This is a genomic window from Delftia sp. WSY_16, assembly GCF_043104415.1.
Classification (GTDB): domain Bacteria; phylum Pseudomonadota; class Gammaproteobacteria; order Burkholderiales; family Burkholderiaceae_C; genus Comamonas; species Comamonas tsuruhatensis.
The window spans coordinates 786,125-812,893 of sequence record NZ_JBICKS010000040.1 but is presented as its reverse complement, the minus strand read 5'-3'; the positions used below and the strand labels follow the sequence as shown (position 1 = coordinate 812,893).

Sequence of the window (26,769 nt, the reverse complement as noted above, 5' to 3'; positions counted from 1 at the left end):
CAATGCAGGAACAGGCAATCGATGCCGCCACCCTGCGGCGCTGGCGCCTCATCCTCGGGCCCGAGGCGGCCCAGCCCCTGGCTGCGGCGCAGCCGCTCGATGACGCCGATGCGCGCCGCGACGCGGCACTGGACTATCTCTACCAGCGCGAGCACCGCCTGCGCGAGCAGCCCGACGGTGCAGGCACCGACGCCTGGCAGGGCACGGGCGGGCTGTCCGCGCGCCAGGGCGGCAGCGGCGTGCCCGAGCCCCAGGCCGTGCACTGGCTGGGCGAGGTGCGCGACCTGTTCCCGCGCAGCGCCGTGGAAACGCTGCAGCGTGATGCGCTGTCGCGCTACGGGCTGCACGGCCTGCTCGGCGACCCCCAGGTACTGGCCCAGGCCACGCCCAGCATTGAATTGGTGGCCGCGCTGATGGCCGTGCGCGCCAGCCTGCCCGTGCAGGTGCTGGACGAGGCCCGGCGGCTGGTGGCACGCGTGGTGGCGGATCTGCAGGCACGGCTGTCCTCGCGCGTGCACTCGGCCCTGGGGCGGCGGCGCAGGCGCCGCAGTAGCCGGGGCCAGGGGCAGATGAGCGATCTGGACTGGCCGCGCACCCTGCGCCACAACCTGCGCCACTACCAGCGCGAGGAGCAGGTGCTGGTGCTGGAGCGCCTGTTCTTCAGGGAGAACGAGGCGCAGCGCCTGACCTGGGACCTGTGGCTGCTGGTGGACCAGAGCGGCTCCATGTACGAATCCGTCATCCACAGCGCCGTGATGGGCAGCATCTTCGCGCGCGTGCGCGCCCTGCGCACCCATGTGCTGCTGTTCGCCGACGCGGTGGCCGATGTCACCGGCCAGTTGCATGCGCCCGAAGAACTGCTGCTGGGCGCGCAACTGGGCGGAGGCACGAATATCGGTGCCGCCCTGGCGCATGCGGCCGGGCAGCTGGCCGCGCCGCGCCGCAGCGTGGTCGTGCTGATCACCGATCTCTACGAAGGCCATGACGAGGCCCGCGTCATCGCCGAGACCGAGCGGCTGATCGCCAGCGGTGCGCGCGTGCTGGTGCTGGCCGCCCTGGATCGCCGCGCCCATCCCGACTACGACAGGGACCTGGCTGCGCAACTGGTGGAACGCGGTGCGCAGATCGGCGCCATGACGCCCGACCATCTGGTGGACTGGCTGGCCTGTGCCATGCAGGGAGGGCGATCCTCATGATGCAGCAATGGCTGCGCACCCTGGACGATGACGCCATTGCCGACTGGGCCAACAAGGGCCTGCTCAAGCGCGGCGCAAAGGCCCTGGCGACATTGGATGCGGCGGCCTGGGAGCTGGATGCCAGCCATGCCCGGGCCGATATCGAAGGCCATGTCCAGACCCTGGCCGGCGCGGGCTTTGCCACGCTGCAATGCAGCTGCCCCGCCTATGGACCCTGCCACCATCTGTGCGCCTTGCTGCTGGGCCTGCGCGCGCGCCTGGCCAGCGGAGGGGCGGCCGATGAGGCAGCACAGGCCCCTATCGCGCCATGGCTGGAGGGCGATGCCGAGGCCGTGGCGCGGGCCTTCGGCAGCGCTGCCCAGCGCAAGGCCCTGCGCTGGATGGCACAGGGTTTCGAGGCCGTGCTGGAAGAGACGCCGGCCGCGCTGGTCGGTGAACTCTCCAATCCCGACGAAGTGACCGTGCGCCTGCCGCGTGCTGGCGGCCTGGCGGCGGCCAGTTGCAGCTGCAAGGCCGCCACCTGCGCGCACCGCGCCCTGGTGGCATTGCAGGCCCGGCGCGCAGCGGGCGCACCCATGCCCGAGCTGCCTGCGCATGCGCTGGAAGCCGGCGCACTGCAGCGTCTGGCGCAGGTGAGGCTCTGGCTGACCGGCTGGGTGCTGCAGGGCCGTGCCGGCATGAGCCCGGCCTTCCTCGACCAGGGCGAGGCACTGTCCACCGAACTGCGCCAGGCCGACCTGCCGCGCCCCGCCAGCGTGCTCAACCTGCTGGTGCGCGCCTTGCGCGACGAGCGCGCGGGCCGTGCCGGCGCGGCCGAGCGCGTGGCGCCCCTGCTGGCCGCGCTGTGGATGCTGCTGCGCGGCCTGGCCCAGCAACCCCTGCCTCGGCCCCTGCAGGAGCTGGCTGGCGTGCATAGGCGCAGCTACCGGCGCGTGCAAGGCCTGTGTCTGCATGCCGTGGCGGCCGAGCTGTGGCTGGCGCGCGGAGGGCAGCGCGGTTTTTCGGTGCACTTGCAGGATGCGGCCAGCGGCCGGTTCCTGACCTGGTCGGCATCGCGCGCTGAGGGCTTTGATCCGCAATGGGAGCCTGCCCAGGCGCTGGAATCGGAAACCCTGGGCGGCCTCACGGCAAGGCAGCTGCTGCAAGGTCCTCATGTGCTGGTGGACGGCTGGGTCAGCGACGACGGCCGCCTTTCGGCGCGGGATGCCACCCGGCTGGTGGCGGCCCAGGCGGCCGGCCCCTTGCCGGGGGCCGACGACCCCCAGGTCCTGCTGCGCCGCCATCTGCAGGAGCTGCATGCAGACCCCTGGCGCCAGCAGCCGCCCCTTTGGGCGCGATGGAAGGTGAGCGGCAGCGGCCTGCCGCAGACTGACCTGCTGCTGCAGCGCTGGACGATGGAGCTGCAACCGCAGCTGCCAACCTCCGGCCCCGTCATATGCCTGGCCGGTGATCTGCACGGCATGCAGGGCAGGGCGGGCGAGGCCCTGCGCCGGGAGCTGGCGTGCGGCCGGGTGCTGCAGGAGGTCTTTGGCCGCGTGGAATTCGTGGCCGGGCGATTGCAGATGGCCGTGGCATCGGTGCGCTGGCGGGACAGTACGGACTGGCACCATCCCAGCACGGCCTGGAAGCCGCCGCCAGCGCAGGGCAGCAGGGAGAAGCAGCCATGAGCACGGCACCGAACGAAAACGCCGAGGCGCCGCTGCGCCATTGGCTGGCACAGGGCCAGGTCTGGCTGGCCGATATGCAGGCCGCAGGCCTGGTGGGTGCCGGCGCACCGCTGCTGGCCGCAGGCCGGGCCTGGGCCGATCAGGCCGCACTGCTGGGCTGGTCCGCCCTGGCACGGCAGATGGACGGCGTGCTGGACCCGCAGCTTGCGCCGGTGGAGCGCGCGGCCGCCCTGCTCGATATCGCGGTCTGGGTCATGACCGCGCAGCGGCTGCAGGCCGGTGCGGATCAGTCCTTGCCCTGAAAAAAGCCATTGAGCTCGGCGCCCGGCGTGGCCTGGGCGAACGCGTCGAAGCGCCCCGTCTCGGCAATGGAGCGCGCAGCATGCAGAAAGCCGCCCCAGGCTGCGCGCGCCAGTGCGCCGCCCACGCTGATGCGGCGCACGCCCATGGCCTCGGCATCCTGCAGGCTCCATTCGCTGGCCCCTCCGATCAGCAGATTCACCGGCTTGGGTGCCACGGCCGCCACCACGGCACGGATCTGCTCGGCGCTGCGGATGCCGGGTGCGTACAGGCAGTCCGCGCCGGCCTCGGCATAGGCCTTGAGCCGGGCAATGGTGTCGTCCAGATCGGGCCGGCCCACGAAGAAATTCTCCGCACGCCCGACCAGCAAGGTGCTGCCGCCTGCCTCGTCGATGGCAGCGCGGGCGGCGCGCAGCCGGGCCACGGCGTCCTCGATGCTGCGCAAGGGGTTGGCCGCATCGCCTGTCGAATCCTCGATGGATAGCCCTGCCACGCCGGTGTCCAAGGCCATGCGAACGCTCTCTGCCACCTCCTGCGGACCCAGGCCGAAGCCGCTTTCAAAGTCCGCGTTCACGGGCAGGTCCGTGGCCGCGACCAGGGTGCGCAGATGCGCCAGGGTCATGTCGCGCGAGATGGCGCCATCGGGCCGGCCCAGCGACCATGCATGGCCCGAGCTGGTGCTGGCCAGCGCCTTGAAGCCCAGGCCCTGCAGCATGCGGGCGCTGCCGGCGTCCCATGGATTGGGCAGTACAAAGCAGCCCTGGCGGTGCAGGGCCCGGAAGCTGGCACGTTTTTGTTCGGTGGTAGGGGTCATGGAACACTCCGTTTTGGCTCTTGAGAAACTCAAGCATCGATTCTCCAAGGCCTGTGAACGCTATCCACCGCCACAGGCTGAATGGCTGCTGGACCTGCCGAGGCACCAACTTCTGCGCATCTTCCTGCATCACTGCCTGGGTTGCATCTTGACGGGCTACCGTTCGTCAGTTCGATTCGCCCCAGCACACATTGCGTTACGATGCCGCGGCTCTCAAATGAAAGCCGTCCTGAGCGAGTGTGTCGCAACGCCTTGGCTGCTATCGGAGGGACGGCTTCACCACGGCATTCTTTTGCCCAGATCATTCGACATGCAGACTCCGACCTCAGCCCTGCCGAGCACCACCTTCACCACCGAGCAGTGCCTGGAGGCGGACAGGTTCGACGCTTGGCGCAGCGGCATCTCTGTACTGTTCGATGTGACCCCGCTGGAACGCGGTACGGTGCGCGGCGGCTTCCACGCCTCGGTAGATGCAGTCCACTTGGGACAATTGCTTTTGGGAGACCTGCGCTTCGGTGCACAGCGCTTCTCGCGCGGACATGCACGCGCGGCCCATGACGGGCTGGACCACTATCTGGTGCAGTGGTACCGGGGAGGCGGCTTCACAGGGCGCTGTGACGATGGTCACGAGCTGACGGTGCAAGCAGGTGATGTGGTCTTCTTCGACATGGCTCGCTGCCAGCATACCGTTGCGGACGACTCCCATGTGCTCTCGTTGATCGTGCCCCGCAGCCTTGGCGACCAGGCAATGGGTGCATCGAGTTCAGGCTTGCACGGAACCGTGTTGACCGGCAGCAGCATCTTCGCCGGGCTATTGGCAGATCATCTTTGCGCTCTGCAGCGACGCCTGCCTTCCATCGGCCTGGAGCAGGCTGACGACATAGTGCATGCCACTACCCAGATGCTGGCAGCCTGCCTGCGCCCCAGTCTACGGACGGTGGCCGAGGCTCGGACTGAATTGCAGGCAGCAATGCTGGACCGTATCAAGCGCCATATCGCGCGAAACCTGGCTGCTCCCCTCTCGCCCGAGCTGCTTTGCCGGTGCTTCGGCATCTCACGTCACCGGCTCTACCACCTTTTCGAACCTTTGGGGGGTGTGATGCGCTATGTGCAGCATCGACGGTTGCAAGAGGCCTTCCATGCCCTGTCAAACCCTGCCTACCGACGCCTGCGTGTCGCCGAGGTGGCCGCGCGCCTGGGCTTTGCCAGTGAGGCCCACTTCAGCCGCGCATTCCGGGCCAAATTCGGCCACACACCCAGCGACATACGCGCCATGGCGAATTCCACACGCGCGGCATGCATCAAGCCTCCTTCCGGGACCACTCCCGCCACCGTGGAGTATGCGGACTGGCTGCTGGGGCTCATGGCCTGATCGCCGGATGGATGGTCTTGCCCCAGGCTGACGCTCAGTCGAAAACGTCAGGGGCTTCTGCATGCAGGATGCTCTAATAGGGCGGCCGCAAGCCACGGCCTGGCTTGTTTCCGAAGACCCACTCCCTTTTCGCATATGCATCTTCTGCAGCGTTGTAGCTTTGTTTTTGCCTGTCTTGCCCTGCCGGCATTCGTTCACGCCGCAGACTTCGACAAGAAAAACTGCACCTACAAAGGCATCCGCCTCTACGGCAAGGTCCAGCTCGTGCAGTCCTTCCCCGACATCAAGGTCCAGGCAACCAGTTCTTTCCCGGACCTCAAGGTCAAGGTGGTGAACTCCTCCGCAGACCGTTGCGGAGAGTGGCAGATCGTCACCTCTTTCCCTGACTTCAAGGTCCAGATGGTCAACTCCTTCCCGGACCTGAAAGTCGAGATGGGCAGTTCGTCGCCTGGCGTGCGATAGCGCCCCGGCGCCGCTGCGGCGGCGCCTGCTCCTCAGTCCAGAGATTGGCCCGCGCGCGCAAATGAAGAGTGCGCGAGGAAAGCTGGAGCGGGCGATGGGAATCGAACCCACGTCATGAGCTTGGGAAGCTCAGGTCCTGCCATTGAACGACGCCCGCCTTGGTTGAGCCATTGTCGAATCATGCATTTCTTCGCTAGATGCTTGTTTTCTTGAGAGTTTCACGGCGCGTTTGCCGCAAAACCTCAACTTGGCACCCAGCGAAATCTATCTGCACCTGCAACCTTGGCGTAGGTTCGGGAGTAGGTTTTTGCCTCCTACGTCGCTGGCAATAGAACCGGCGCCATGACTCTGGGTGAGATTCTAGTGCTATTCGATTCGCGGTCTGCAAAGCAGCTTCAGCCAGGCTCGCACCTGCTCGTGAAGGGGTGCGATGAATTGCGATAGGTCACCTCCCAATCGCACAAAACACGGGCCTACCGCTACAAACAGCTCTGCTGGCCTGATGAAGTAGGTGAGGCTCGGGCACTGGCCCGAGATAGCGCTTTGCAGAGGCTGTCTCAGTTCAGGGAGACAAGCGCGGGGGTAGCGCAGGAGTTGATCCGGTCACTGCCCGTCGCAAGGCAGCACTGGCCAAACATGGTCCTGCCGTATCGTCTAAGGTGCGTGCGCTGCTGGAGGGTTTCCGCGATCACCTTGCGCGGCTGCGCCAAGCCGAGTGCACGGCCCTTGCGTGGAGCGCTCTGGCGCGAATGCTGGGCGAGGTACCAGAGCTTGCCTGGACAGTGCCGCGTGACGTGACCTGTGGCCAAGCTTACGACGTACTCGATAAGCGACGAGACCCTCCCACGGCGGCCAAGCAGCTGCGGGCACAGCTGGGGCAGGCGTGGGACTGGGGCTCGATGCAGGAAAGATCGGTAGGGAGGCGCCGAACTGTTGGCGTAGCCTTCTCAAACGCCAGCTGTGTTCCAAGGGGAAAACCGCCGGGGGGAAGCATGTGGGGTTTCGGCGCCGGGTGCTGTCCCAGGCGGAACCGCGCAAGCTCCTGTCGTGTCCCCGGACGGATATGTCGCAGAGCGCGCTGGATGGCCAGCCCACTGACGTGCATGGTGGCCCGATAGGTTCCGCCCGGCTGTTTGTCATAGACGTTAGTGGCGATGGGTTAGGGTTTCGTGGTCACGATGCCGGTCCTTTCTGCTGCCGCAAGGGCTTGTGGCCGGTCATTTCGAGGTTTCCTTTCTGAGAGGGGCAGTCGCCGCAGGGCAGGGCATGGTCGCGGTGGTGGTCTTTGGGCAACTACCAATGCATCAAGCTCATGCTAGAAGGCCTGAGTCCGGTGCAGTACCGAAATCAGGCCTTGAGCCGCTAACTTCCAACCGTCCAACTTCATGGGGTCAGTTCAAAGCGGGCTTCGTCGTTTCTATGGTGCACTTGACAAGGCTGTAGGGTGCAAGCGCGCTGCCGGGCTTCCGACGGATTCCTGGGCTGGCTACACTTTTCTCTCCACAGAGAAGGGAAGTCATGGGCACAGATATCTACGTTTCGACGCTGACCGCCGATCTGGAGCAGCAGTTCATCGACGCGGTCGGACAGAGCCGCAAACTGCACGCTCCATGGGTTTCGCCGCCCAGCACGGCACAGGAGTTCCAGGGCTACCTGGCTCGCGTGCAGGAGCCGTCGGGTGCGGCATTTGTGATCTGGGAGTGGCGCAGCGATGGTTTTGCCGGGGTCGTGCAGATCACGAACATCCTGATGGACCCGTTCCGCTCTGCCCATATCGACTTCTTTGCATTCTCGGGCTTCGAAGGGAAGGGCCTGATGAAGGAGGGCCTCGCGCATGTCGTGAAGCAGGTCTTCAGGACTTCGAAGCTGCATCGGCTGGAAGCCAACATTCAGCCTGAGAACAAGGCAGCCATAGCACTGGTGAAGTCCTGTGGTTTCAAGTTGGAGGGGTTGTCGCCCGCATTCATGAAGGTCGGTGGTCGCTGGCGAGATCACGAACGCTGGGCGCTGTTGTCCGCGTAGTCGCTGCCGGATCCGTCAGCGCCTGGGGGTTCTCCATGAACTGGTCTCGCAAAGGGCGCAGCACCTTGTCATCCTGGGAAGTGACGAGACGTCGAAGAAGGTGAAGCACACCGAGGTGCAGACAAGCCCTACCAGCGGGCTTGTTCTTGCCTGACGTCTCCCCCCGAAAACAGCTGGACAGCGTCCGGAACTACAGGGGCGAGATCTGCGGCGCGACAAACGCAAAAAAGCCGCATAGGTGCTGAGATGACAGGCGAAGGCGCTCGTTACAATGGAACTCCATGGTTCACTGCACTCTCACCACTACCATCTCCACGACCGCTTCCTGCGGACCGTGTGAAGTGCCGTGAGTCCCAGTTGAACCACTTCCCAGGCCCGCCAGCGATGGACCGGGCCCTTTTTTTTGCCCTTGCGTCGCCGGCACCACGCAAGGAGTTGTACTCATGTTTGCTCTGTTAGTCCTCGATGTTCAGGTCGGCCTGGTCCGAGGCCCTGAACCCATGTGGCGCTGCACCGAGGTGCTGGACACCATCAACACCTTGATGGAACAGGCCCGCCGTGCGGGAGCGCCAATTTTTCTGGCTCGTCACATCGGTCCCGTGGGAACGCCCATTGGCCCAGGCAGCCCACTGACCCAACTCGCACCCGAACTGCAACTGGACGGCAGTGAGGTTGTGTTCGAAAAACACCGCCCAAGCGCCTTTGCAGGCACCGATCTGTTGCAGCAGCTTCAAGCACGCAACGTGACCGGCCTGGTCATCACCGGCATGAAGACTCAGTACTGCGTGGACACCAATTGCCGGGTCGCTCGCGATCTGGGCCTTGATGCCGTCCTTATTGCGGATGGACATACTTGTGCCGACACCCCCCAGCTTGCAGCGCAGAAGATTGTGGAACACCACAACGCGACGCTGGCAGGGGCGTTTTGCGCGGTCATGCCCGCAAACGCCTGGGATTTCTCGGCACCGGTTCACACCTGATCTGCGGAGTCCGCCCATATTGAGGCACACGCGAGCGATTGCAGCGCCATTCGTCTTTCAGACCACCGGGCCATGGGCCAATGCCGACGGCCTGGTCCTGCCTTGCGCTGATTCCCTGACCTGTGCTTGTCCGACAAGGGCGTGCCTGGGCGGCACCCATGCTTGAGGCCATGAACACACCTCCTCCCAACACCCCTGGCCAAGTGCCCACGTCGTCGTCCCGCAACCGGTTCGCCACCAAGCGGACCATGTACATCGCCGCAGCCGTCGTGGCCGTGGCGCTGATGATGGTGTTTGCGCCCTGGTAGGCGCGATCCACTGTCATGGTCCCGCCCATGCCCGAAAGGGCATGAGAAAGCCCGCCATTTGGCGGGCTGTCGTTTTGGGGAATCGCTTGCCTCAGTGCGCAGGGTGCGCCGTCGGTGCTTGCGCCGTGGGGAGTCGGGCCAGCTTCTGCGAGCAATCGCTGCACACGTGCCACGCATGGAATTGGCGGGCGCCTGTGGCGGGCTTTTCCTGTTCGCACTGCATGCAGAAGACGGCAGGGGCCAGGTCCAGGAGCCGGATCGGCTCTCTGCCTTTCTTGGGACTACGCATAGCTCTCCTTCAAAGTGTTGCTCCTCGGTATCCATTGGGCGCCGGGTTGGAAAAGGCGGTCGTCAGCGGGCGCGCCAAGGCGCAGCAGAAGCCGGCGCCATCGAGGGTGCGTGTTCAACTTACAGCCAGGCCGTCTCACGATTGTGACTTTTGCATGACCGTGTGGGGAAGGCGCCGCAGCTGTTTGACAGCGTGCTTCGGGCAGCCCTAGAATTTTTGCTTCCATCCCTGCGACCATTGCGAGCCTGACATGAACCTGTGACGCCTTCGGACCTTCGTCCGACCAATCCCCCGAAGCCCTTTGCCGGCCGACGGCGGACGCCTGCGTCACCTCCTGCCTGTTCGTTGATTGCTCTGCGTTTCCTGAACGCAACCCGGCGTCGCCGTGCGGCCTCCTTTCGGAATTTTTGAAAGAGTGCCCATGACGGAATCCATCGATATCCTTGCCCACAACACGGCCGCCTGGAACCAGCAGGCTGCCAAGTCCTGCGACTGGTCGCGCCCGGTCGACAGCGCCGAAATAGCACGGGCCCGCGCCGGGAGCTGGCAGGCGCGGCTCACGCCAGGCCCCTTGCCTGCCGGCTGGCTGGATGATGTACGCGGCCTGCGCATCCTCTGCCTTGCCAGCGGCGGCGGCCAGCAGGCGCCCATCCTTGCGGCAGCGGGCGCCCAGGTCACCGTCTTCGACGCCTCAGCCGGCCAGCTTGCGCAGGACCGGCACGTGGCCGAGCGCGAAGGCCTTGCGCTGACCTGCGTGCAGGGCGATATGCGCGATCTGGGGGTCTTTGCAGACGCCAGCTTTGATGTGATCTTTCACCCCATCTCCAACCTCTACGTGCCCGATGTGCGGCCCGTGTGGCGTGAATGCGCGCGGGTGCTGACGACGGGCGGGCGTCTTCTGTCCAGCTTCTGGAATCCGGTGGTCTTCGTGGAGGACCGTGATCCTGCATTGCGCGAGCAAGGACTCGTGCGGCCCGCCTGGCGTCTGCCGTATTCCGATGTGGCGGATTTGCCGCCCGAGGCGATTGCGGCCAAGCGCGAGCGCAACGAGGCCCTGGTGTTCGGCCATACGCTGGCCGATCAGATCGGGGGGCAGTTGGATGCGGGGCTTGTGCTGACGGGCTTCCACGAGGACTGGCAGCCCCACGCCCGTTTTGTGATCGAGAAGTTCGTGCCGACCTTCATTGCGACACGTTCGATGAAGGTCTGAACGCGCTACCTACGGCCTGGACCGGCCTTGCCGCGCTCAGGTGCGCAAGGCCGGTATCCAGGTCTGTTGCTGGGCGGGTTCTGCCACGGGCTGCGCCGGTTGCGGTCGGGGAGCAGGGCCTTTGGCCTGGGGCGATGGCTGGGCCTGCCGCACCTGCTCGGCGCCGGACTTGGCCAGCAGCAGCATCACGGCCATGCAGATCAACGTCAGCAAGAGCACCACGCAGATGGGGCCCAGATCCACGGAGGCGATGTCCAGCCCCTTCAGCGACTGCCAGCGTTCTGAGCGTATTTCCAGCGGTTCTTCGGGATCGGCCATGACACCTCCACTGCGTTGAGTGTGCCTCCATGCTAGGCGCAAGTGAGCATGCAAACAATATGGGAACTTCGCCAGGATGCGAGGGTATACCGCAGGCAGCTACTTGACCCACATCAATTGCGCCGCCACGGCCAGGGCGATGGCCAGCAGCACCAGCAGCACCAGCCTTGCCACGATGGTGACCGCCTTGCGGCGCGCTGCTTTGCGGGTGTTGCGCGGACGAGGTGGGGTAGGCGGCGGCTGCGTGGCATCCAGGGCTGCAATTCTTTCCAGCCAGTCCTGGGTTGTTGGCAGGGCAGTGGCGGGCGGTGACGAGGACGGGGACGAACCGGGCTTGCCGCGGTTCATGGCTCCAGCTCCTGCCGCATCTCTTCCAGCACCTCCAAGGCGCCCTGGATCATGGCCTGCCTGTGCTCCTGCGCAGCCTTCTGGGTCTGCAGCCGTTCCAGCTGCTCGGCTACCTGCGCCTCGTCGGCCCGCAGCTTCTTCAGCCGCTCCTGTATGGCCTCCATTTCCGGGGCGCTCATCTGCCAATCCTCCAGCATGCGAAGGGCGTGGCACGTGGCCCGGTCCCTTCTCACAATTCACACGATGCCGGCAATTATCTGTGCGTCTTAGCGACTGGCTATGAATGAATTGATATAGATTGTCATCGGCTGGCGCAGAAGGGGGCCGAAAGCTTGCCGCTGCACGCGCACGGTGCTGCGCAGATCAGAGCAGCGCAGTTCAATGCGCGAGGAATTTGAGAAAGATCCGCCCCTGCCGCGTTCTGACCTCGGTCCCTTCGATAAAGCCCATCAGTCTGGCCGAGCCGTCCATGGAGTACAGCGCCGGCCCATCGATGCGGTAGATGAGCCTGGTCCCGCACCGGACGAATTCATCGCCTTCGACACGCCCGATTTCGTGTCCGCGCCCATCAAGCACAGTCCACGAGCGTCCTGCAATCATGGCCTCACCCGGCGGTTGCCGGTCCCCAAGTGAAAGCGTCAATCTAAGGAACGCTGGGTGTCTGAATCTGAGCGAATCTGAGCAGTTGTGCAAAGCCGGGCCACCGATGCCTCGGGCGGTGCCCTGCGCAAATTCGTGTGCACCCGGCCCAAGCCGCATCACGCCGGCCAAAAGAAGCTGGCTGCGGTCTAGGGGCACTGCGCGCTTGGGCGATTGAGTGGTGCGCAGGCAAGTAGAATTGTTTCATATCAAAGACATGCTGCTCTGAAAGTTGCAGCGACCGGGCCCGCTTGGCGGGCCTTGTGCATGGGGTGCCGTCCCGCAGCCTGTATCTGGGTGCATGTCCTGATTCTCTGTGGGCCCGGCCTGCGATCCAATCTCGCGCATGGGGCTGAGCCTTCTCGTCAAATTGCTCTCATTTATGAAGTTCTGCTGTCGCCAACCGGATGCGCCTGTGGCATTGCCTTGCGGCTTGCCTGGGGTCGGTTCCGTCCGGTGGACGCTGCGCTGCGGAGGGCGGAGGTGAACGAGCAGGCGCTGTACGATCTGGCCCCCGTTCTGGAGCTGATGCTGCTGGGCCTGTTGCTGGCGCTGGGACCCTTGGCCTGGGTGTGGCTGCGCAACCGCAACGGTGGCTCGCTCAAGCGGCTGCAGGCACTGTCGGTGCTGACGCTGTTCCTGACTTTCGACCTGGTGCTGTTCGGCGCCTTTACGCGTTTGACCGATTCCGGCCTGGGCTGCCCTGACTGGCCGGGCTGCTATGGCAGCGCCAGCCCCATGGGCGCCCGCGCGCAGATTGCCGAGGCGCAGGCCGCCATGCCCACCGGGCCGGTGACGCATGGCAAGGCATGGATAGAGATGGTCCACCGCTATCTGGCCACCACCGTGGGCGTGCTCATCATCGCCATGACCATCATGGCCTGGCGGCGTGCGCGCCGCCAGGGCAGGGCGGGTGGCGCCCAAGGCGTGGAAGGCGCACGGCGGGGGGCCATGAGCCCCTGGTGGCCCACGCTGGCGCTGTTCTGGGTCTGCCTGCAGGGTGCCTTTGGCGCCTGGACCGTGACCATGAAGCTGTTTCCGGCCATCGTGACCCTGCACCTGCTGGGCGGCACGGGCCTGCTGGCCTTGCTGTGCGTGCCCGCCGTGGGGCTGAGCCGGGAGGCACGCCAGCAGCAGGCAACGGTGATTTCCCCGGGCCTGCGTGCTCTGCTGTGGCTGGGCCTGGGCTTGCTGGTGCTGCAGGTGGCACTGGGTGGCTGGGTCAGCACCAACTATGCGGTGCTGGCCTGCAGCAGTTTTCCGACCTGCCAGGGCAGTTGGTGGCCGGCCATGGATTTTTCGCAGGCGCTGCAGATCTGGCGTCCGCTGGGCCTGCTGCAGGACGGCAGCAACATCAGCTTTGCGGGCCTCACGGCCATCCACTATCTGCACCGCCTGGCGGCCTATGTGGTGGTGGCTGCGCTGGCCGGGCTGTGGTGGCGTTTGGGTGAAGTGCCCGCACTGGCGTTGCAGCGCCGCGTGCTGGGTGCGTTTTTGGTGCTGCAGGTGCTGACAGGCCTGTCGAACGTGGTGCTCGATTGGCCGCTGGTGGCCGCGGTGCTGCATACGGGTGGCGCAGCCGCGCTGGTGACCGTGATTGTTTGGTGCCTGGCGGCCAGTCGCCCGGGCACGCTGCGGGCCGGGTTGCCGGTTGCCCGTGGAGAGATTGCATGAGTAAACAAGCTTCCCTGAGTGTCGAGTCCTCACGCTGGACGCAGTTCTATGCCCTGACCAAGCCCCGCGTGGTGCAGTTGATCGTGTTCTGCGCGCTGATCGGCATGGTGCTGGCCGTGCCGGGCTGGCCCAACGCCGACCAGTGGCTGCACATGGCGCTGGCCTGCCTGGGCATCTGGCTGGTGGCGGGCGCCGCAGCGGCCTTCAACTGCCTGGTGGAGCGCCATATCGATGCGCGCATGAAGCGCACCTCCTGGCGGCCCACGGCGCGCGGGGAGCTGACCGGCCAGCAGGCCCTGGCCTTCTCGGCCATCCTGTGCACGCTGGGTGCGGTTGTGCTGCTGCTGTGCACCAATCCGCTGACCATGTGGCTGACGCTGGCCACCTTCGTGGGCTATGCCGTGATCTACACGGTGATCCTCAAGCCCGCCACGCCGCAGAACATCGTGATCGGCGGCGCCTCCGGCGCCATGCCGCCCGTGCTGGGCTGGGCCGCGATGACGGGCCAGGTCGGACCCGAGGCGCTGATCCTGTTTCTCATCATCTTCCTGTGGACGCCTCCGCATTTCTGGGCGCTGGCGCTGTACCGCGTGGAGGACTACCGCCAGTCGGGCCTGCCGATGCTGCCCGTCACGCATGGCAGCGAGTACACGCGGCTGCAGATCCTGCTTTACACGGTGATCCTGTTCGCAGCCTGCATGCTGCCCTTCATGTACGGCATGAGCTCCTGGCTGTACCTGGTGGTGGCCGTGGTGCTGAGCGTGGGCTTTTGCGGCTATGCCTTCGCGCTGTGGCGCAATTACTCGGACGAGCTGTCGCGCAGGACTTTCCGCTTCTCGCTGGTGCATCTGAGTGTGCTGTTCCTGGCACTGCTGATCGATCACTACCTCTGGCTGGGCTGATGGCCTGAGGGCCATGGCCGCGCAATGACAAACCGGGCCCTTGAGGCCCGGTTTGTCTTGGTGCCTGCCGTCTTACTTGATCTGCCGCTTTTCCAGCTTGCGCGCCAGCGTGCGCCGGTGCATGCCCAGGCGGCGTGCGGCCTCGGAGATGTTGAAGTCGCTCTCGGCCAGGGTTTCGTGGATGTGTTCCCACTCCAGTGTCTTGATGGAAGTGGGGTTGCGCGACAGCTCCACGTCGGTGCGGCCTTCGAGGCGGCCGAAGGCGGCCTCGATGTCGTCGGTGTTGGACGGCTTGGCCAGGTAGTGGCAGGCGCCGAGCTTGACGGCCTCCACGGCCGTGGCAATGCTGGCATAGCCGGTGAGCACGACGATCAGCGCCTCGGGGTTGTGCTGGTGCAGCATCTGCACGCAGCTCAGGCCCGAGGCATTGCCGGCCAGCTTGAGGTCCATGACGGCGTATTGCGGCGAATGCGTCTGCAGCAGCTCGCGCACTTCCTCGGCGCTGGCGGCCTGCAGCACGCGGTAGCCGCGCCGCTCGAACGATCGCGTCAGCGTGCGTGCAAACGTTGCATCGTCTTCAACCAGCAGCAGGAGGCGGGAGCTGTCCATGGGCGATTCGGGTTCCTGTGGGCGCCGCTTCAGGCGCCGGGTTCAATGGCAATCGATGACAGGGGCAGGCGGATCTCCACCTCGCTGCCCCTGGGCGGGGTGTTCCTCACCTGAACGCGTCCGCCCAGCGAGCGCGCCACGTTGAGCACCAGGAACAGGCCCAGTCCGCGGCCCGGGCGCTCCGTCTTGGTGGAGATATGGCGCTGGCCCAGCTGCTCCAGCACGGCAGGTGCAAAGCCGGGACCCTTGTCGCGCACGGTGATGCACAGCATGCCGGTGCGCACGGACAGGTGCAGCGCCACATGGCCGGGAGATGCCTCGGCGGCATTGTCGAGCACATTGCAAACCATTTGCTGCAACGCGGTATCCGAAAGAATGGGGAAGTCCTCTTCGGCCTGGACATAGTCGAAACGCTCTACCGCATGGCGTGACTGCCATTGGGCGACCACTCCATCCATGAAGGCATGCAAGGTCGTGGCCTGGGGCGCGTCGGCGCGGGTTTCGCCGGCGGACATGAGCACGCTGGAGACGATGGATTTGCAGCGCAGCAGCTGCTGCTGCATCTCCTGCAGGTCGGCGAGCAGATCGGGATCTTGCGTGATGACGGGCATGCGCTGCCAGTCGCCCAGGATGACGGACATGGTCGACAGCGGCGTGCCCAGCTCGTGCGCCGCGCCCGTGGCCAGCAGGCCCATGCGCACGATGTGCTCTTCCTCGCTGGCGCGCTGGCGCATGTTGGCCAGCCGCGCGTCGCGCCGTCGCAGGTTGGAGACGATGCGGCGCAGGAAGACCACCAGCAGCACTGTGGTCAGCCCGAAGCTGATCAGGATGCCGCTCACGTACAGGCCGGGCAGCCCGTCCGGTCCCGCCGCGCCAATGGGCAGGGGCCAGTGCACGATGGCCAGCACCAGGGTGCACAGCGAGGTGCTGGCAACGATGATCCAGGCGTGCACGGGCCTGAGCAGCACGGCGCCCAGAATGCCCTGCAGCAGGAACAGATAGATGAAGGGATTGCTGGCGCCGCCGCTCAAATACAGCTGTATGGCCAGGGCGAGCACGTCGGCCAGCAGGGCCAGGAACAGGTTGCGCGCCGAGATCTGGCGGCGGTGGCTGCGGTACCAGTAGATGTAGCCGAGGTTGGTGAATACGCTGGCCATCAGCACCAGGGCCATGGCCGGCAGCGGCAGGTTGATGCCGAAGCCGTAGTGCACCAGGGAGATGGTGATCACCTGCCCGACCACGGCAAACCAGCGCAGCTGTATCAGCAGCTGCATGTTCTGGCGTTCGGTGGTGCGCTCGACGCGGAACAGGGACTCTGAAGGCGAATTCACGCGGGCGATTGTGCGCTACCGCAGGCAGCCGTGGCGCGGCAGGGTCTTGTAGAGGACTGAAGAAAAAGGGCCACCGATGTCATCGATGGCCCCATTGCCTGCGCAAGGCGGTTCTATGGCTTGTCGGCCGGCTGCCGGTCATTGCGCCTGACCAGCCAGGCGGCACCGACCACCATCAGCGCCAATCCGTACCAGGTCAGTGCGTAGACCAGGTGGCTGTTGGGAAAGCGGATCACGGTCATGCCCGGGCGCGGCCAGGTGCCGTCCGCCACGGGCTGGCCGGGCAGGCCGGCGTCGATGAAATAGGGCGCTGCCTTGCCAAGGCCCTGGGCCTGTGCAATGGCCGCCACATCGCGCGAGAACCAGCGCTGCTGAGCAGGATCGTTCTCGCGCAGAAAACCGCCGCGCGGCTCGCTGATGCGCAGCAGGCCGGACACCGTCACCTGGTCCTGGGATGCCTGCCCGGGCTGCGCCTGCCAGCGTGCGCGCTGCTCCGTGGGGATGAAGCCCCGGTTGACCAGCACCTGGCTGCCATCGTCCAGCTGCAGCGGCGTCAGCACCCAGAAGCCTGCTCCCAGCTCGGTCACGGCCTGGGTCAGCACGGTCTTGCCTGTCAGCCATTGGCCGCTGGCCTGCACGGCGCGGTATTCATGGTCGGCGGCCGTGATCTGCGGCCATTCGGCGGGCGGGGGCAGGGCAGCGGGTGCGGCGTGCACGCGCTGCTCCACGCGCTCTATGAGATCCAGCTTCCAGGCGCGGCGCTGCACCTGCCAGCTGCCCAGGAAGATGAAGCCCAAAAACAAGGCGATGCCCACCGAGATGAGCATCGCCTGAGCGAGTGGGCCGCGCCGGCGCGATGCGCCTGCGCGGCTGGAGGGCCCGGAGTTTCCGGATGCGGTCAAGGCGTGACCACGGCCGGTGCCGTCTGCGCCGCAGGATCGGCCGGCATGGTGTGCTGGGGCATCATGTTGGTGTTCATGTGGAACATGACCCACAGCGTGCCTGCGATGCCGATGGCCACGAAGACCACGGTGAAGATGGTGGACAGCAGGGTCCAGCCGCCTTCGATCTTGCCGTTCATGTGCAGGAAGAAGACCATGTGGACCAGGATCTGCACCACGGCGAAGCCGCCGAGCACCATCACGGCCGTCGAGCGGTCCGAGATGATGTTGCCCATCACCAGCCAGAACGGGATGGCCGTCAGGATGATCGAGAGCACGAAGCCCCACATGTAGCCCGAGAACGTGCTGTGCGGGCCGGCATCGTGGTGGTGGTCGTCATGGCCGTGATGGTCGTGGTGACCGTGGCCGGCGTGGATGTCGTGTGCAGCCATTTACAGCACCCCCATCAGATAAACAAAAGTGAAGACGCCGATCCAGACCACGTCCAAGAAGTGCCAGAACATCGACAGGCACATCAGGCGGCGGTTGTTCTCGTGCGTCAGGCCGTGCTTGTTGATCTGGATCATCAGCGTGACCAGCCAGATCAGGCCGAAGGTCACGTGCAGGCCGTGGGTGCCCACCAGCGTGAAGAACGAGGACAGGAAGGCGCTACGCTGAGGCCCAGCGCCCTCGTGCAGCAGGTGGGAGAACTCATAGAGTTCCAGGCCCAGGAAGCACAGGCCGAACAGGCCGGTGATGGCCAGCCACATCTGCGTGCCGCCCAGCTTGCCCTGCTGCTTTTGCAGCATGGCGAAGCCGAAGGTGATGGACGACAGCAGCAGGAAGGCCGTGTTCATCGCCACCAGGGGCAGGTCGAACAGCTGGGCGCCCGTGGGGCCTGCAGCGTAGTTGCGGCCCAGCACGCCATAGGTGGCGAACAGCGCTGCAAAGATCAGGCAGTCGCTCATCAGGTAGAGCCAGAAGCCCAGAGCGGTGCCGTTTTCGGGATGGGGCTCCTCGGCGAGGTGGTACTCACGCGGGGCCAGGGCGGCAGCGCCGCCTGCGGTGTAACGGATATCAGACATGACGTGCCAGCTGTTGTGTGCGCAGTTCTTCCGTGGCCGCGACTTCCGCGGCGGGGATGTAGTAGTCGCGCTTGTAGTTGAACGTGTGGATGATCGACGCCAGCACGGTGGCGGCGAAGGACACGATGGCCAGGGGCCACATGTGCCAGATCATCGCGAAGCCGAAGACCGTGGACAGCGCAGCGATCACGACACCGGCGCCGGTGTTGGCGGGCATGTGCACGGGCTTGAAGCCGGTCAGCGGACGCTGGTAGCCGTGCTTCTTCATATCCCACCAGGCATCGATCTCATGCACCACAGGCGTGAAGGCGAAGTTGTACTGGGGCGGGGGCGAGGATGTGGCCCACTCCAGCGTGCGGCCTTCCCATGGATCGCCGGTTTCGTCACGCAGCTGGTCGCGCTTGAAGTAGCTGACCACGAGCTGCATCAGGAAGCTGCCGATGCCCAGGGCCACCAGGCCTGCGCCGCAGGCGGCGATGATGAACCAGATCTGCAGCGAGGGGTCCTCGAAGTGGTTGGCGCGGCGCGTCACACCCATCAGGCCCAGCACGTACAGCGGCGTGAAGGCCACCCAGAAGCCGACCAGCCAGAACCAGAACGAGCACTTGCCCCAGAACTCGTCGAGCTTGTAGCCGAAGGCCTTGGGGAACCAGAAGTTGATGCCGGCGAACACGCCGAACACCACGCCGCCGATGATCACGTTGTGGAAGTGGGCGATCAGGAACAGGCTGTTGTGCAGCACGAAGTCGGCCGGGGGAACGGCCAGCAGCACGCCGGTCATGCCGCCGATGGCGAAGGTGCACATGAAGCCCACGGTCCACAGCATCGGCACGGTGAAGCGGATGCGGCCGCGGTACATGGTGAACAGCCAGTTGAAGATCTTGGCGCCTGTCGGGATCGAAATGATCATCGTCGTGATGCCGAAGAACGTGTTCACGCTGGCGCCCGAGCCCATGGTGAAGAAGTGGTGCAGCCACACCAGGTAGGACAGGATGGTGATACACACCGTCGCGTACACCATGGAGGTGTAGCCGAACAGGCGCTTGCGGCTGAAGGTCGAGACGATCTCGGAGAAGATGCCGAAGCACGGCAGGATCAGGATGTAGACCTCGGGGTGGCCCCAGATCCAGATCAGGTTCACGTACAGCATGGGGTTGCCGCCCAGGTCGTTCGTGAAGAAGTTCGTGCCGACGTAGCGGTCCAGCGACATCAGCACCAGGGCTGCGGTCAGGATGGGGAACGAGGCCACGATCAGCGCGTTGGTGCACAGGGCAGTCCAGGTGAAGACGGGCATCTTCATCAGGTTCATGCCGGGTGCGCGCATCTTGATGATGGTCACGATCAGGTTGATGCCCGACAGCGTGGTGCCGACACCGGCCACCTGCAATCCCCAGATGTAGTAGTCAAGCCCCACCCCCGGGTTCTGCGCCCCCAGGTTGGACAGGGCCAGCCAGCCGGAGGTGGAGAACTCGCCCAGGAACAGCGAGATCATCACCAGCACGGCGCCGCCCGTGGTCATCCAGAAGCTGAAGTTGTTCAGGAACGGGAAGGACACGTCGCGGGCGCCGATCTGCAGCGGCACCAGGTAGTTCATCAGGCCGGTCACGAAGGGCATGGCCACGAAGAAGATCATGATCACGCCGTGGGCGGTGAAGATCTGGTCGTAGTGGTGCGGAGGCAGGTAGCCCAGGTTGTCGCCGAAGGCCATGGCCTGCTGCAGGCGCATCATCAGCGCATCTGCGAAGCCGCGCAGCAGCATGACCAGACCGAGGATCATGTACATGATGCCGATCTTCTTGTGGTCGATGCTGCACAGCCAGTCGCGCCACAGCGGGCCCCACAGGCGGAACTTGGTGAGAAGGCCCAGCACGCCGAGGCCGCCGAGCACCACGGCGATGAAGGTCACCAGCACGATGGGCTCATGCGCCATCGGGATGGAGTCCCAGGTGATGCGTCCCAGCAGCCAGTGGGCCTGTGCCGGGGAGGTATGTTCAGACATATCGAGTCTCTTAGGTCGTTTTGGAACGGGCGGCGGGCTGGCCGTCGTCCGCTTCCGCTATCTGCTTATTGCTGTGCGCTGGCGGCCGAGCCGTCGCGCTGGTCCAGGAAGGCCACGACGCGGTCGGCGTTTTGCACCGTGCACACATCCTGGGGCAGGTTCATGCCCACGGCCTTGAGATAGGCTTCACCGCCTGCGGCATCGATGGCCATCATGTGGTGCATGCACATCTTGCCTTCCTCGACGCAGCGGTTGAGCACCTTGTCGTACAGGCCTTCGTCCACGGTGGCGAAGCGCTCGACCGGGTTGCGCTCGCTGGGCTTGACCAGATTCAGGTAGGTGTCGCGGTTCAGGGCCTTGCCTTCGGACTTGGCCTTGGCAACCCACTGCTCGAATTCCTCGTCGCTGAGGCCGTGGAACTTGAACGTCATGCCCGAGAAGCCGGCGCCGCTGTAGTGCGATGCCAGGCCGTGGAACACACCGGTCTTGTTGATCACTGCGTTCAGCTCGGTCTGCATGCCGGGCATGGCATAGATCATGCCGGCCAGGTCAGGCACGTAGAAGGCGTTCATCGTCGAGGTGGCGGTCAGCTTGAAGTGGATGGGACGATCCACGGGAGCGGCCAGCTCGTTGACGGTGGCGATGCCCTTTTCAGGGATGAAGAACAGCCACTTCCAGTCCATGGCCACGACCTGCACTTCCAGCGGCTTGACATCGGTGCTCAAGGGCTTGGAGGCCGAGACGCGGTCCAGCGGGCGGTAGGGGTCGAGCTTGTGGGTGCTGATCCAGGTGATGGCGCCCAGCGCGATGATGATCATCAGCGGCACGGACCAGATCACCAGCTCCAGCGTGGTGGAGTGGTGCCATTCGGGGTCGTAGTGGGCCTCGGTGTTCGACTGGCGGTATTTCCAGGCGAACAGCAGCGTGAGGATGATCACCGGGATGATGATGATCAGCATCAGCAAGGTGGCCGTGACCACCAGGTTGCCTTGCTGCGCGGCGATATCGCCGGCCGGGTTGAGCACGACGGCTTTGCTGCAGCCAGTGAGACTGGCTGTCAAAGCGGCCGCGGTGAGCCACGCAGGCCCACGGAGTTCCTTGATTTTTAGCATGCTAGGGGCGCAACAAGAGCGCGTTTACATAGAAACGCGGATTACAAGATCCGGGCAAATGTATTACGAAGTATAAATTTGTCCATTGGACATTTTGTCCAACGTCAAGGAGAAGCCGGGAACTTTCTGCTACCTGGCGGGGCAGGCAGCGAGGTCCCGGCGATCCGGAGGCCGCATTTTTCGGCCGCGCGCAGCAGGAAAAACACCAAGTCCGGTCGAGGTGAAACCGCCTTGCGCCAGATCAAGCGAGGGCGTAGAACGGAGCTGTCAGTGAGACGAGACAAGGAGCATCCATCTATGAGCGGCCTCGACACAACTGCAAGCTTCCCCAACGGAAGCTACGAAAGCAAGGAATCTCTGTCCCGCGCCGACACCCACGAAGATGTCACGCCCAACGAGATCGCCGTCGGCGTGATCCTGGGGCGATCCTCGGAGTACTTCGACTTCTTCGTGTTCGGCATCGCCTGCGTGCTGGTCTTCCCGGCACTGCTGTTCCCCTATCTTTCCAAGCTTGACGGCACGTTGATGTCGTTCGGCATCTTCGCGCTGGCCTTCGTGGCGCGGCCGTTGGGCACGGCGCTGTCCATGGCCGTGCAGCGGCGCTGGGGCCGGGCGACCAAGCTGACGCTGGCGCTCTTCCTGCTGGGCGTGTGTACGGTGGGCATGGCCTTCCTGCCCAGCTACCAGCAGGCGGGCGTGAACGCCATCATCGTGCTGGCGCTGCTGCGCATCGGCCAGGGCATTGCACTGGGCGGCTCCTGGGACGGCCTGCCGTCGCTGCTGGCCATGTCGGCGCCCCAGAACCGGCGGGGCTGGTATTCGATGATCGGGCAGCTGGGTGCGCCGCTGGGCTTTGTGCTGGCGGCAGGCCTGTTTGCCTTCATCTATGCCCATGTGGATGCCGACGAGTTCCTCAGCTGGGGCTGGCGCTATCCCTTCTGCGTGGCCTTTGCCATCAACGTGGTGGCACTGTTTGCCCGGTTGCGCCTGGTGGTGGGCCAGTCCTACACCGAGCTGCTGGCGCAGCGCGAGCTGGAGCCCATGGGCGTGGTGCCGCTGATGCGCGACGAGGGCCGCAACGTGGTCATCGGCGCCTTTGCAGCCCTTGCCAGCTTTGCGCTCTTCCACCTGGTGACCATCTTCCCGCTGTCCTGGATCTCGCTGTATTCGGACCAGTCGGTGAACCATGTGCTGGGCGTGCAGATCGTTGGCGCCTTCTGTGCGGCCGGCGCCATCATGGTTTCGGGCTGGCTGGCCGACCGGGTGGGGCGGCGCAACACGCTGGGCACCATGGCCTGCCTGATCGGCATCTTCAGCTTTGTGGCTCCCTGGCTGCTGGGCAGCGGCACCACGGGCAACAACGTGTTCATCATCGTCGGCTTCATCCTGCTGGGCCTGTCCTACGGGCAGGCGGCAGGCACGGTGACGGCCAACTTCCCCTCGCGCTATCGCTATACGGGCGCGGCCCTGTCCTCGGACATGGCCTGGCTGGTCGGCGCGGCCTTTGCCCCGCTGGTGGCGCTGGGCGTGTCCTCGCGCTTCGGACTGGTGGCGCTGGGCATCTATCTGCTGTCGGGCGCGCTGTGCACGCTGGCGGCGCTGGGCATCAACCGGGCCATCGAGACGCGCGACTGAACGGGCCCTTGCAAGCCAAAGGCCGGCTCTGCCGGCCTTTTTTGTCGCCGGGCCGCCCCAAGGCAAAAAGCTGGCCCCCTGGGGGGCAGCGGACCTTGCGAAGCAGGGGAGCGTGGGGGCATTTTCCGTTGCGGCTCCGCCTCAGGGGTTTTCACCGTAGCGCTGCTTGAAGTCGAATTCGAGCCTGTCGCAGTCCTGCACCGATTCAAACTGCCGCGTCTTGCGCTCGGCCTCCGGCCTGGCGGTTTCCTTGCGGCAGATCTTGATGGTTTCGCGCTCCACCCAGCGCGCCTCGCCTTCGGGCGTGGACAGCAGCTGCCCGGCCAGCATGAGCACACCGAAGAAAGCCACGGGCAGGCCGATGAGCCAGGGCACGATGCGGCTTTTGCCTGGTTGGGCCGGTTCGGCGGAATGAGGCTCGGGTGTCGGTGGTTGCGGCATGGTGTGCTTGCTGTGGTTGCGGCTGGCGATTATCCAGGGCACCGACGGCGCACGGGCTGAGCGGGATCAGGGAACGGCGATATCGCCTGTGCCGCCCATTTCCCTCATTTCGCCCATCTCCTGCACCCGCCATTTCTCCAGCGCGAGAATCTCGGCCCTGCGGCCCAGATGGGGAGCCACCCACAGCTGCAGCCGGCGCGGCCCGCGTGCAAAGCCCAGCGGCGCAACCGGCGGCCAGTCGCGCGCCGCTGTTGCGCGCACATGTCAGCGATCCGGCCAGTGACGGGCTGGAGATCGTGCTCAAGGGCGGGCAGATGGGAGGAGAGGCCTTCTTTGGCCACGTGCGTGATGGAGGGACGGGCAGGGCTCGCTGCCGCGACGATGGGGCAAACCTATAATGCGCGTTGGTCCCGACGGGACACCCTCCCGCCAGGGACAGCGCCCCGCGTGCGCGCTCCGAACTCCTAGACACCATGAGCACACCCACTTTCACCGTTGCCGACATTCGCAAGAGCTTTCTGGACTTTTTTGCATCCAAGGGCCACACCATCGTGGAGTCGAGCCCCCTGGTGCCCGGCAACGACCCGACGCTGATGTTCACCAACTCGGGCATGGTCCAGTTCAAGGACGTGTTCCTGGGTACCGACAAGCGCCCCTACACGCGCGCCACTTCGGTGCAGACCTGCCTGCGCGCAGGCGGCAAGCACAACGACCTGGAAAACGTGGGCTACACCGCCCGCCACCACACCTTCTTCGAGATGCTGGGCAACTGGTCCTTTGGCGACTACTTCAAGCGCGAGTCGCTCAAGTGGGCCTGGGAACTGCTGACCGAGGTCTACAAGCTGCCCAAGGAGCGCCTGCTGGCCACGGTCTACGCCGAGGACGACGAGGCCTACGACATCTGGACCAAGGAAATCGGCCTGCCGCCCGAGCGCGTGATCCGCATCGGCGACAACAAGGGCGGCCGCTACAAGAGCGACAACTTCTGGATGATGGCCGACACCGGCCCCTGCGGCCCCTGCTCGGAAATCTTCTACGACCACGGCGCGCACGTGGCCGGCGGCCCTCCGGGCAGCCCTGACGAAGACGGCGACCGCTTCATCGAGATCTGGAACAACGTGTTCATGCAGTTCGACATGGACGAACAGGGCAACGTCAAGCCGCTGCCCGCCCCCTGCGTGGATACCGGCATGGGCCTGGAGCGCCTGGCCGCCATCCTGCAGCATGTGCACAGCAACTACGAGATCGACCTGTTCCAGGCACTGATCAAGGCGGCTGCGCGCGAGACGCATATTGCCGACCTCGAGACCCCGTCGCTCAAGGTCATTGCCGACCACATCCGCGCCACCTCCTTCCTGGTGGCCGACGGCGTGATCCCGTCCAACGAAGGCCGCGGCTACGTGCAGCGCCGCATCGTGCGCCGCGCCATCCGCCACGGCTACAAGCTGGGCCAGAAGACGCCGTTCTTCCACAAGCTGGTCAAGGACCTCGTGGCCGTGATGGGCGACGCCTATCCCAAGATCCGCGAGCAGGAAGCGCGCATCACCGAAGTGCTCAAGGTCGAGGAAGAACGCTTCTTCGAGACCCTGGCCAACGGCATGGAAATCCTGGATGCGGCGCTGGCCGGTGGCGCCAAGGTGCTGCCCGGCGACGTGGCCTTCAAGCTGCACGACACCTACGGCTTCCCGCTGGACCTGACCAACGACGTCTGCCGCGAGCGTGGCCTGGGCGTGGACGAGGCAGGCTTTCAGGCCGCCATGGAAGAACAGAAGAACAAGGCCCGCGCGGCTGGCAAGTTCAAGATGGACCGCGCCCTCGAGTACACGGGCCAGGCCAATGCCTTCACCGGCTACCAGAAGCTGGCCGAGGCCGCCAAGGTGGTCGCGCTGTATGCCGAAGGCAGCGCCGTGCAGGAACTCAAGGCCGGCCAGAGCGGCGTGGTCGTGCTCGACACCACGCCCTTCTACGCCGAGTCCGGCGGCCAGGTGGGCGACCAGGGCGTGATCAGCACCGCAGGCGCGCGCTTCGCGGTCGAGGACACGCTCAAGATCAAGGCCGATGTGTTCGGCCACCATGGCGTGCTGGAGTCCGGCAGCCTGAAGGTGGGCGATGCCGTGCAGGCCGAGGTGGACACGCAGCTGCGTGCCGCCACCATGCGCAACCACTCGGTCACGCACATCATGCACAAGGCCCTGCGCGAAGTGCTGGGCGACCACGTGCAGCAAAAGGGCTCGCTGGTCAACGCCGAGCGCACGCGCTTCGACTTTGCCCACAACCAGTCCGTGACCGCTGCCGAGATCCGCGAGATCGAGCGCCGCGTGAACGCCGAGATCCTGGCCAACACGCCCACCGACGCGCGGGTGATGGACATCGAATCGGCCAAGGCCACGGGCGCCATGATGCTGTTCGGCGAGAAGTACGGCGACTCCGTGCGCGTGCTGGACATCGGCACCAGCCGCGAGCTGTGCGGCGGCACCCACGTGCAGCGCACAGGCGACATCGGCCTGTTCAAGGTGGTGGGCGAAGGCGGCGTGGCCGCTGGCGTGCGCCGCATCGAGGCGGTGACCGGCGAGAACGCGCTGGCCTACCTGCAATCGCTGGAATCCACGGTGGACCAGGCGGCCGCTGCGCTGAAGGCGCCGACGGCCGAGCTGAACACCCGCATCGGCGGCGCGCTGGAGCAGATCCGTGCGCTGGAGAAGGAAGTGGCTGCGCTCAAGGGCAAGCTCGCTTCCAGCCAGGGCGACGAACTGGCCGGTCAGGCCGTCGACGTCAAGGGCATCAAGGTGCTGGCCGCCAGGCTGGAAGGCGCCGATGCCAAGACCCTGCGCGAGACTATGGACAAGCTCAAGGACAAGCTGGGCGCCGCCGCCATCGTGCTGGCGGCGGTCGATGGCGACAAGGTGCAGCTGGCTGCCGGCGTGACCAAGGCCGAGACCTCGCGCATCAAGGCTGGCGAGCTGGTGAACTTCGTGGCCAGCCAGGTCGGCGGCAAGGGCGGCGGCAAGCCCGACATGGCCATGGCCGGTGGCACGGATGCAGCGGGCCTGCCGGCCGCGCTGGCCGCCGTGCAGGCCTGGGTGGCAGAGCGCGCCTGATCCAGAGCTGCGCGGCAGATGATTGCTGCTGCTCCCGCTTCGGGACGCCCCGGTGGATTCCTCCACCGGGGCGTCTT

The 26,769-nt window shown here is 65.4% G+C and carries 27 protein-coding genes and 1 tRNA gene; 14 read left to right on the top strand and 14 right to left on the bottom strand.

Annotated features, from left to right (window positions below; all coding sequences use genetic code 11):
• Positions 1–2: 2 nt before the first annotated feature.
• Genes ACF8O7_RS23410 through ACF8O7_RS23400 form a run of 3 tightly spaced genes read left to right on the top strand, consistent with a single transcriptional unit; the run spans position 3 to position 3,165 of the window.
• The gene (locus ACF8O7_RS23410; protein ID WP_126311471.1) at positions 3–1,196 is read left to right on the top strand and encodes a VWA domain-containing protein; all 1,194 of its coding nucleotides are present in this window, start codon (positions 3–5) and stop codon (positions 1,194–1,196) included.
• A complete protein-coding gene (locus ACF8O7_RS23405; RefSeq protein WP_275823652.1) occupies positions 1,193–2,863 on the top strand; it encodes an SWIM zinc finger family protein in 1,671 nt (556 codons plus the stop codon). The genes ACF8O7_RS23410 and ACF8O7_RS23405 overlap by 4 nt, the downstream gene beginning before the upstream one ends.
• Positions 2,860–3,165, top strand: coding sequence for a hypothetical protein (locus tag ACF8O7_RS23400; protein ID WP_017403878.1), 306 nt, complete (start codon positions 2,860–2,862; stop codon positions 3,163–3,165). The genes ACF8O7_RS23405 and ACF8O7_RS23400 overlap by 4 nt, the downstream gene beginning before the upstream one ends.
• On the opposite strand, the gene ACF8O7_RS23395 is transcribed toward ACF8O7_RS23400, so the two are convergent.
• Positions 3,150–3,977 carry an oxaloacetate decarboxylase gene (locus tag ACF8O7_RS23395; protein ID WP_016451625.1) on the bottom strand — a complete coding sequence of 276 codons (828 nt, stop codon included), beginning with the start codon at positions 3,975–3,977 and terminating at the stop codon, positions 3,150–3,152. The two genes, ACF8O7_RS23400 and ACF8O7_RS23395, sit on opposite strands and share 16 nt — an antisense overlap.
• Between ACF8O7_RS23395 and ACF8O7_RS23390 the strand changes: the two genes are divergently transcribed.
• Together ACF8O7_RS23390 and ACF8O7_RS23385 are read left to right on the top strand one after the other, a co-directional pair.
• Positions 3,976–5,349, top strand: coding sequence for a helix-turn-helix domain-containing protein (locus tag ACF8O7_RS23390; RefSeq protein WP_392444397.1), 1,374 nt, complete (start codon positions 3,976–3,978; stop codon positions 5,347–5,349). The two genes, ACF8O7_RS23395 and ACF8O7_RS23390, sit on opposite strands and share 2 nt — an antisense overlap.
• A gap of 135 nt (positions 5,350–5,484) precedes the next feature.
• Positions 5,485–5,811, top strand: a complete 327-nt coding sequence (locus ACF8O7_RS23385; protein ID WP_016446204.1) for a hypothetical protein — start codon at positions 5,485–5,487, stop codon at positions 5,809–5,811.
• An 83-nt stretch (positions 5,812–5,894) separates the two neighbouring features.
• Here ACF8O7_RS23385 and ACF8O7_RS23380 read toward each other — a convergent pair.
• Positions 5,895–5,968 (bottom strand) — tRNA-Gly (locus ACF8O7_RS23380).
• Positions 5,969–7,096: 1,128 nt separating this feature from the next.
• Here ACF8O7_RS23380 and ACF8O7_RS23375 point away from each other — a divergent pair.
• From ACF8O7_RS23375 to ACF8O7_RS23355, 5 genes are all read left to right on the top strand, one after another.
• Entirely contained in the window at positions 7,097–7,177 is an 81-nt protein-coding gene (locus ACF8O7_RS23375; RefSeq protein ID WP_354004185.1) for an IS3 family transposase, read from the top strand.
• Positions 7,178–7,329: 152 nt separating this feature from the next.
• The gene (locus tag ACF8O7_RS23370) at positions 7,330–7,833 is read left to right on the top strand and encodes a GNAT family N-acetyltransferase (protein ID WP_016447197.1); all 504 of its coding nucleotides are present in this window, start codon (positions 7,330–7,332) and stop codon (positions 7,831–7,833) included.
• Between the two features lie 443 nt (positions 7,834–8,276).
• Positions 8,277–8,813 (top strand): cysteine hydrolase family protein, encoded by a 537-nt coding sequence (locus ACF8O7_RS23365; protein WP_080945370.1) that lies wholly within the window; start codon positions 8,277–8,279, stop codon positions 8,811–8,813.
• Positions 8,814–8,983: 170 nt separating this feature from the next.
• Positions 8,984–9,121, top strand: coding sequence for a hypothetical protein (locus ACF8O7_RS23360; RefSeq protein ID WP_162233967.1), 138 nt, complete (start codon positions 8,984–8,986; stop codon positions 9,119–9,121).
• 710 nt (positions 9,122–9,831) lie between these two features.
• The gene (locus ACF8O7_RS23355; RefSeq protein WP_017403885.1) at positions 9,832–10,620 is read left to right on the top strand and encodes a class I SAM-dependent methyltransferase; all 789 of its coding nucleotides are present in this window, start codon (positions 9,832–9,834) and stop codon (positions 10,618–10,620) included.
• Positions 10,621–10,656: 36 nt separating this feature from the next.
• On the opposite strand, the gene ACF8O7_RS23350 is transcribed toward ACF8O7_RS23355, so the two are convergent.
• From ACF8O7_RS23350 to ACF8O7_RS23340, 3 genes are all read right to left on the bottom strand, one after another.
• On the bottom strand, positions 10,657–10,938 hold the full coding sequence (locus ACF8O7_RS23350; protein ID WP_016447192.1) for a hypothetical protein: 282 nt from the start codon (positions 10,936–10,938) through the stop codon (positions 10,657–10,659).
• A gap of 99 nt (positions 10,939–11,037) precedes the next feature.
• Entirely contained in the window at positions 11,038–11,286 is a 249-nt protein-coding gene (locus ACF8O7_RS23345) for a hypothetical protein (RefSeq protein ID WP_017403886.1), read from the bottom strand.
• Entirely contained in the window at positions 11,283–11,465 is a 183-nt protein-coding gene (locus ACF8O7_RS23340) for a hypothetical protein (RefSeq protein WP_392444395.1), read from the bottom strand. Before ACF8O7_RS23340 ends, ACF8O7_RS23345 begins: the two co-directional genes overlap by 4 nt.
• Positions 11,466–12,408: 943 nt before the next feature.
• Here ACF8O7_RS23340 and ACF8O7_RS23335 point away from each other — a divergent pair.
• Together ACF8O7_RS23335 and cyoE are read left to right on the top strand one after the other, a co-directional pair.
• Positions 12,409–13,599, top strand: a complete 1,191-nt coding sequence (locus ACF8O7_RS23335) for a heme A synthase (protein WP_047475383.1) — start codon at positions 12,409–12,411, stop codon at positions 13,597–13,599.
• Positions 13,596–14,501: a heme o synthase gene (gene cyoE / locus ACF8O7_RS23330; RefSeq protein ID WP_126311449.1), complete on the top strand. Its 906-nt coding sequence runs from the start codon at positions 13,596–13,598 to the stop codon at positions 14,499–14,501. Before ACF8O7_RS23335 ends, cyoE begins: the two co-directional genes overlap by 4 nt.
• A gap of 72 nt (positions 14,502–14,573) precedes the next feature.
• Here cyoE and ACF8O7_RS23325 read toward each other — a convergent pair whose 3' ends face one another.
• From ACF8O7_RS23325 to cyoA, 7 genes are all read right to left on the bottom strand, one after another.
• Entirely contained in the window at positions 14,574–15,110 is a 537-nt protein-coding gene (locus tag ACF8O7_RS23325) for a response regulator transcription factor (RefSeq protein ID WP_012205888.1), read from the bottom strand.
• A 29-nt stretch (positions 15,111–15,139) separates the two neighbouring features.
• The gene (locus tag ACF8O7_RS23320) at positions 15,140–16,441 is read right to left on the bottom strand and encodes an ATP-binding protein (RefSeq protein ID WP_016447187.1); all 1,302 of its coding nucleotides are present in this window, start codon (positions 16,439–16,441) and stop codon (positions 15,140–15,142) included.
• Positions 16,442–16,554: 113 nt separating this feature from the next.
• Positions 16,555–17,268, bottom strand: coding sequence for an SURF1 family protein (locus ACF8O7_RS23315; RefSeq protein WP_074921320.1), 714 nt, complete (start codon positions 17,266–17,268; stop codon positions 16,555–16,557).
• A gap of 71 nt (positions 17,269–17,339) precedes the next feature.
• Complete coding sequence (gene cyoD, locus ACF8O7_RS23310; protein WP_016447185.1) at positions 17,340–17,774, bottom strand: cytochrome o ubiquinol oxidase subunit IV; 435 nt, start codon at positions 17,772–17,774, stop codon at positions 17,340–17,342.
• A complete protein-coding gene (cyoC, locus tag ACF8O7_RS23305; protein WP_016447184.1) occupies positions 17,775–18,407 on the bottom strand; it encodes a cytochrome o ubiquinol oxidase subunit III in 633 nt (210 codons plus the stop codon). It lies immediately after the preceding gene.
• Positions 18,400–20,406, bottom strand: coding sequence for a cytochrome o ubiquinol oxidase subunit I (gene cyoB / locus ACF8O7_RS23300; RefSeq protein ID WP_016447183.1), 2,007 nt, complete (start codon positions 20,404–20,406; stop codon positions 18,400–18,402). Before cyoB ends, cyoC begins: the two co-directional genes overlap by 8 nt.
• Before the next feature lie 65 nt (positions 20,407–20,471).
• Entirely contained in the window at positions 20,472–21,518 is a 1,047-nt protein-coding gene (gene cyoA, locus ACF8O7_RS23295; protein ID WP_016447182.1) for a ubiquinol oxidase subunit II, read from the bottom strand.
• A gap of 297 nt (positions 21,519–21,815) precedes the next feature.
• Between cyoA and ACF8O7_RS23290 the strand changes: the two genes are divergently transcribed.
• Positions 21,816–23,153, top strand: coding sequence for an MFS transporter (locus ACF8O7_RS23290; RefSeq protein ID WP_016447181.1), 1,338 nt, complete (start codon positions 21,816–21,818; stop codon positions 23,151–23,153).
• A 141-nt stretch (positions 23,154–23,294) separates the two neighbouring features.
• On the opposite strand, the gene ACF8O7_RS23285 is transcribed toward ACF8O7_RS23290, so the two are convergent.
• Complete coding sequence (locus tag ACF8O7_RS23285) at positions 23,295–23,594, bottom strand: hypothetical protein (RefSeq protein WP_126311448.1); 300 nt, start codon at positions 23,592–23,594, stop codon at positions 23,295–23,297.
• Positions 23,595–23,660: 66 nt separating this feature from the next.
• Complete coding sequence (locus tag ACF8O7_RS23280) at positions 23,661–23,855, bottom strand: hypothetical protein (protein ID WP_126311447.1); 195 nt, start codon at positions 23,853–23,855, stop codon at positions 23,661–23,663.
• A 212-nt stretch (positions 23,856–24,067) separates the two neighbouring features.
• On the opposite strand from ACF8O7_RS23280, the gene alaS reads away from it, so the two are divergent.
• Entirely contained in the window at positions 24,068–26,692 is a 2,625-nt protein-coding gene (alaS, locus tag ACF8O7_RS23275) for an alanine--tRNA ligase (RefSeq protein WP_126311446.1), read from the top strand.
• Positions 26,693–26,769 lie beyond the last annotated feature (77 nt).

Coding starts and splice junctions, on each gene's coding strand:
- ACF8O7_RS23400 (WP_017403878.1), top strand. CDS start 2,860: ATGAGCACGGCACCGAACGAAAACGCCGAGGCGCCGCTGCGCCATTGG.
- cyoA (WP_016447182.1), bottom strand. CDS start 21,518: ATGCTAAAAATCAAGGAACTCCGTGGGCCTGCGTGGCTCACCGCGGCC.
- alaS (WP_126311446.1), top strand. CDS start 24,068: ATGAGCACACCCACTTTCACCGTTGCCGACATTCGCAAGAGCTTTCTG.
- cyoC (WP_016447184.1), bottom strand. CDS start 18,407: ATGTCTGATATCCGTTACACCGCAGGCGGCGCTGCCGCCCTGGCCCCG.
- ACF8O7_RS23290 (WP_016447181.1), top strand. CDS start 21,816: ATGAGCGGCCTCGACACAACTGCAAGCTTCCCCAACGGAAGCTACGAA.
- ACF8O7_RS23365 (WP_080945370.1), top strand. CDS start 8,277: ATGTTTGCTCTGTTAGTCCTCGATGTTCAGGTCGGCCTGGTCCGAGGC.
- ACF8O7_RS23385 (WP_016446204.1), top strand. CDS start 5,485: ATGCATCTTCTGCAGCGTTGTAGCTTTGTTTTTGCCTGTCTTGCCCTG.
- ACF8O7_RS23350 (WP_016447192.1), bottom strand. CDS start 10,938: ATGGCCGATCCCGAAGAACCGCTGGAAATACGCTCAGAACGCTGGCAG.
- ACF8O7_RS23345 (WP_017403886.1), bottom strand. CDS start 11,286: ATGAACCGCGGCAAGCCCGGTTCGTCCCCGTCCTCGTCACCGCCCGCC.
- ACF8O7_RS23410 (WP_126311471.1), top strand. CDS start 3: ATGCAGGAACAGGCAATCGATGCCGCCACCCTGCGGCGCTGGCGCCTC.
- cyoD (WP_016447185.1), bottom strand. CDS start 17,774: ATGGCTGCACACGACATCCACGCCGGCCACGGTCACCACGACCATCAC.
- ACF8O7_RS23360 (WP_162233967.1), top strand. CDS start 8,984: ATGAACACACCTCCTCCCAACACCCCTGGCCAAGTGCCCACGTCGTCG.
- cyoE (WP_126311449.1), top strand. CDS start 13,596: ATGAGTAAACAAGCTTCCCTGAGTGTCGAGTCCTCACGCTGGACGCAG.
- cyoB (WP_016447183.1), bottom strand. CDS start 20,406: ATGTCTGAACATACCTCCCCGGCACAGGCCCACTGGCTGCTGGGACGC.
- ACF8O7_RS23370 (WP_016447197.1), top strand. CDS start 7,330: ATGGGCACAGATATCTACGTTTCGACGCTGACCGCCGATCTGGAGCAG.
- ACF8O7_RS23395 (WP_016451625.1), bottom strand. CDS start 3,977: ATGACCCCTACCACCGAACAAAAACGTGCCAGCTTCCGGGCCCTGCAC.
- ACF8O7_RS23355 (WP_017403885.1), top strand. CDS start 9,832: ATGACGGAATCCATCGATATCCTTGCCCACAACACGGCCGCCTGGAAC.
- ACF8O7_RS23315 (WP_074921320.1), bottom strand. CDS start 17,268: ATGCTCATCTCGGTGGGCATCGCCTTGTTTTTGGGCTTCATCTTCCTG.
- ACF8O7_RS23340 (WP_392444395.1), bottom strand. CDS start 11,465: ATGAGCGCCCCGGAAATGGAGGCCATACAGGAGCGGCTGAAGAAGCTG.
- ACF8O7_RS23390 (WP_392444397.1), top strand. CDS start 3,976: ATGGAACACTCCGTTTTGGCTCTTGAGAAACTCAAGCATCGATTCTCC.
- ACF8O7_RS23325 (WP_012205888.1), bottom strand. CDS start 15,110: ATGGACAGCTCCCGCCTCCTGCTGCTGGTTGAAGACGATGCAACGTTT.
- ACF8O7_RS23405 (WP_275823652.1), top strand. CDS start 1,193: ATGATGCAGCAATGGCTGCGCACCCTGGACGATGACGCCATTGCCGAC.
- ACF8O7_RS23285 (WP_126311448.1), bottom strand. CDS start 23,594: ATGCCGCAACCACCGACACCCGAGCCTCATTCCGCCGAACCGGCCCAA.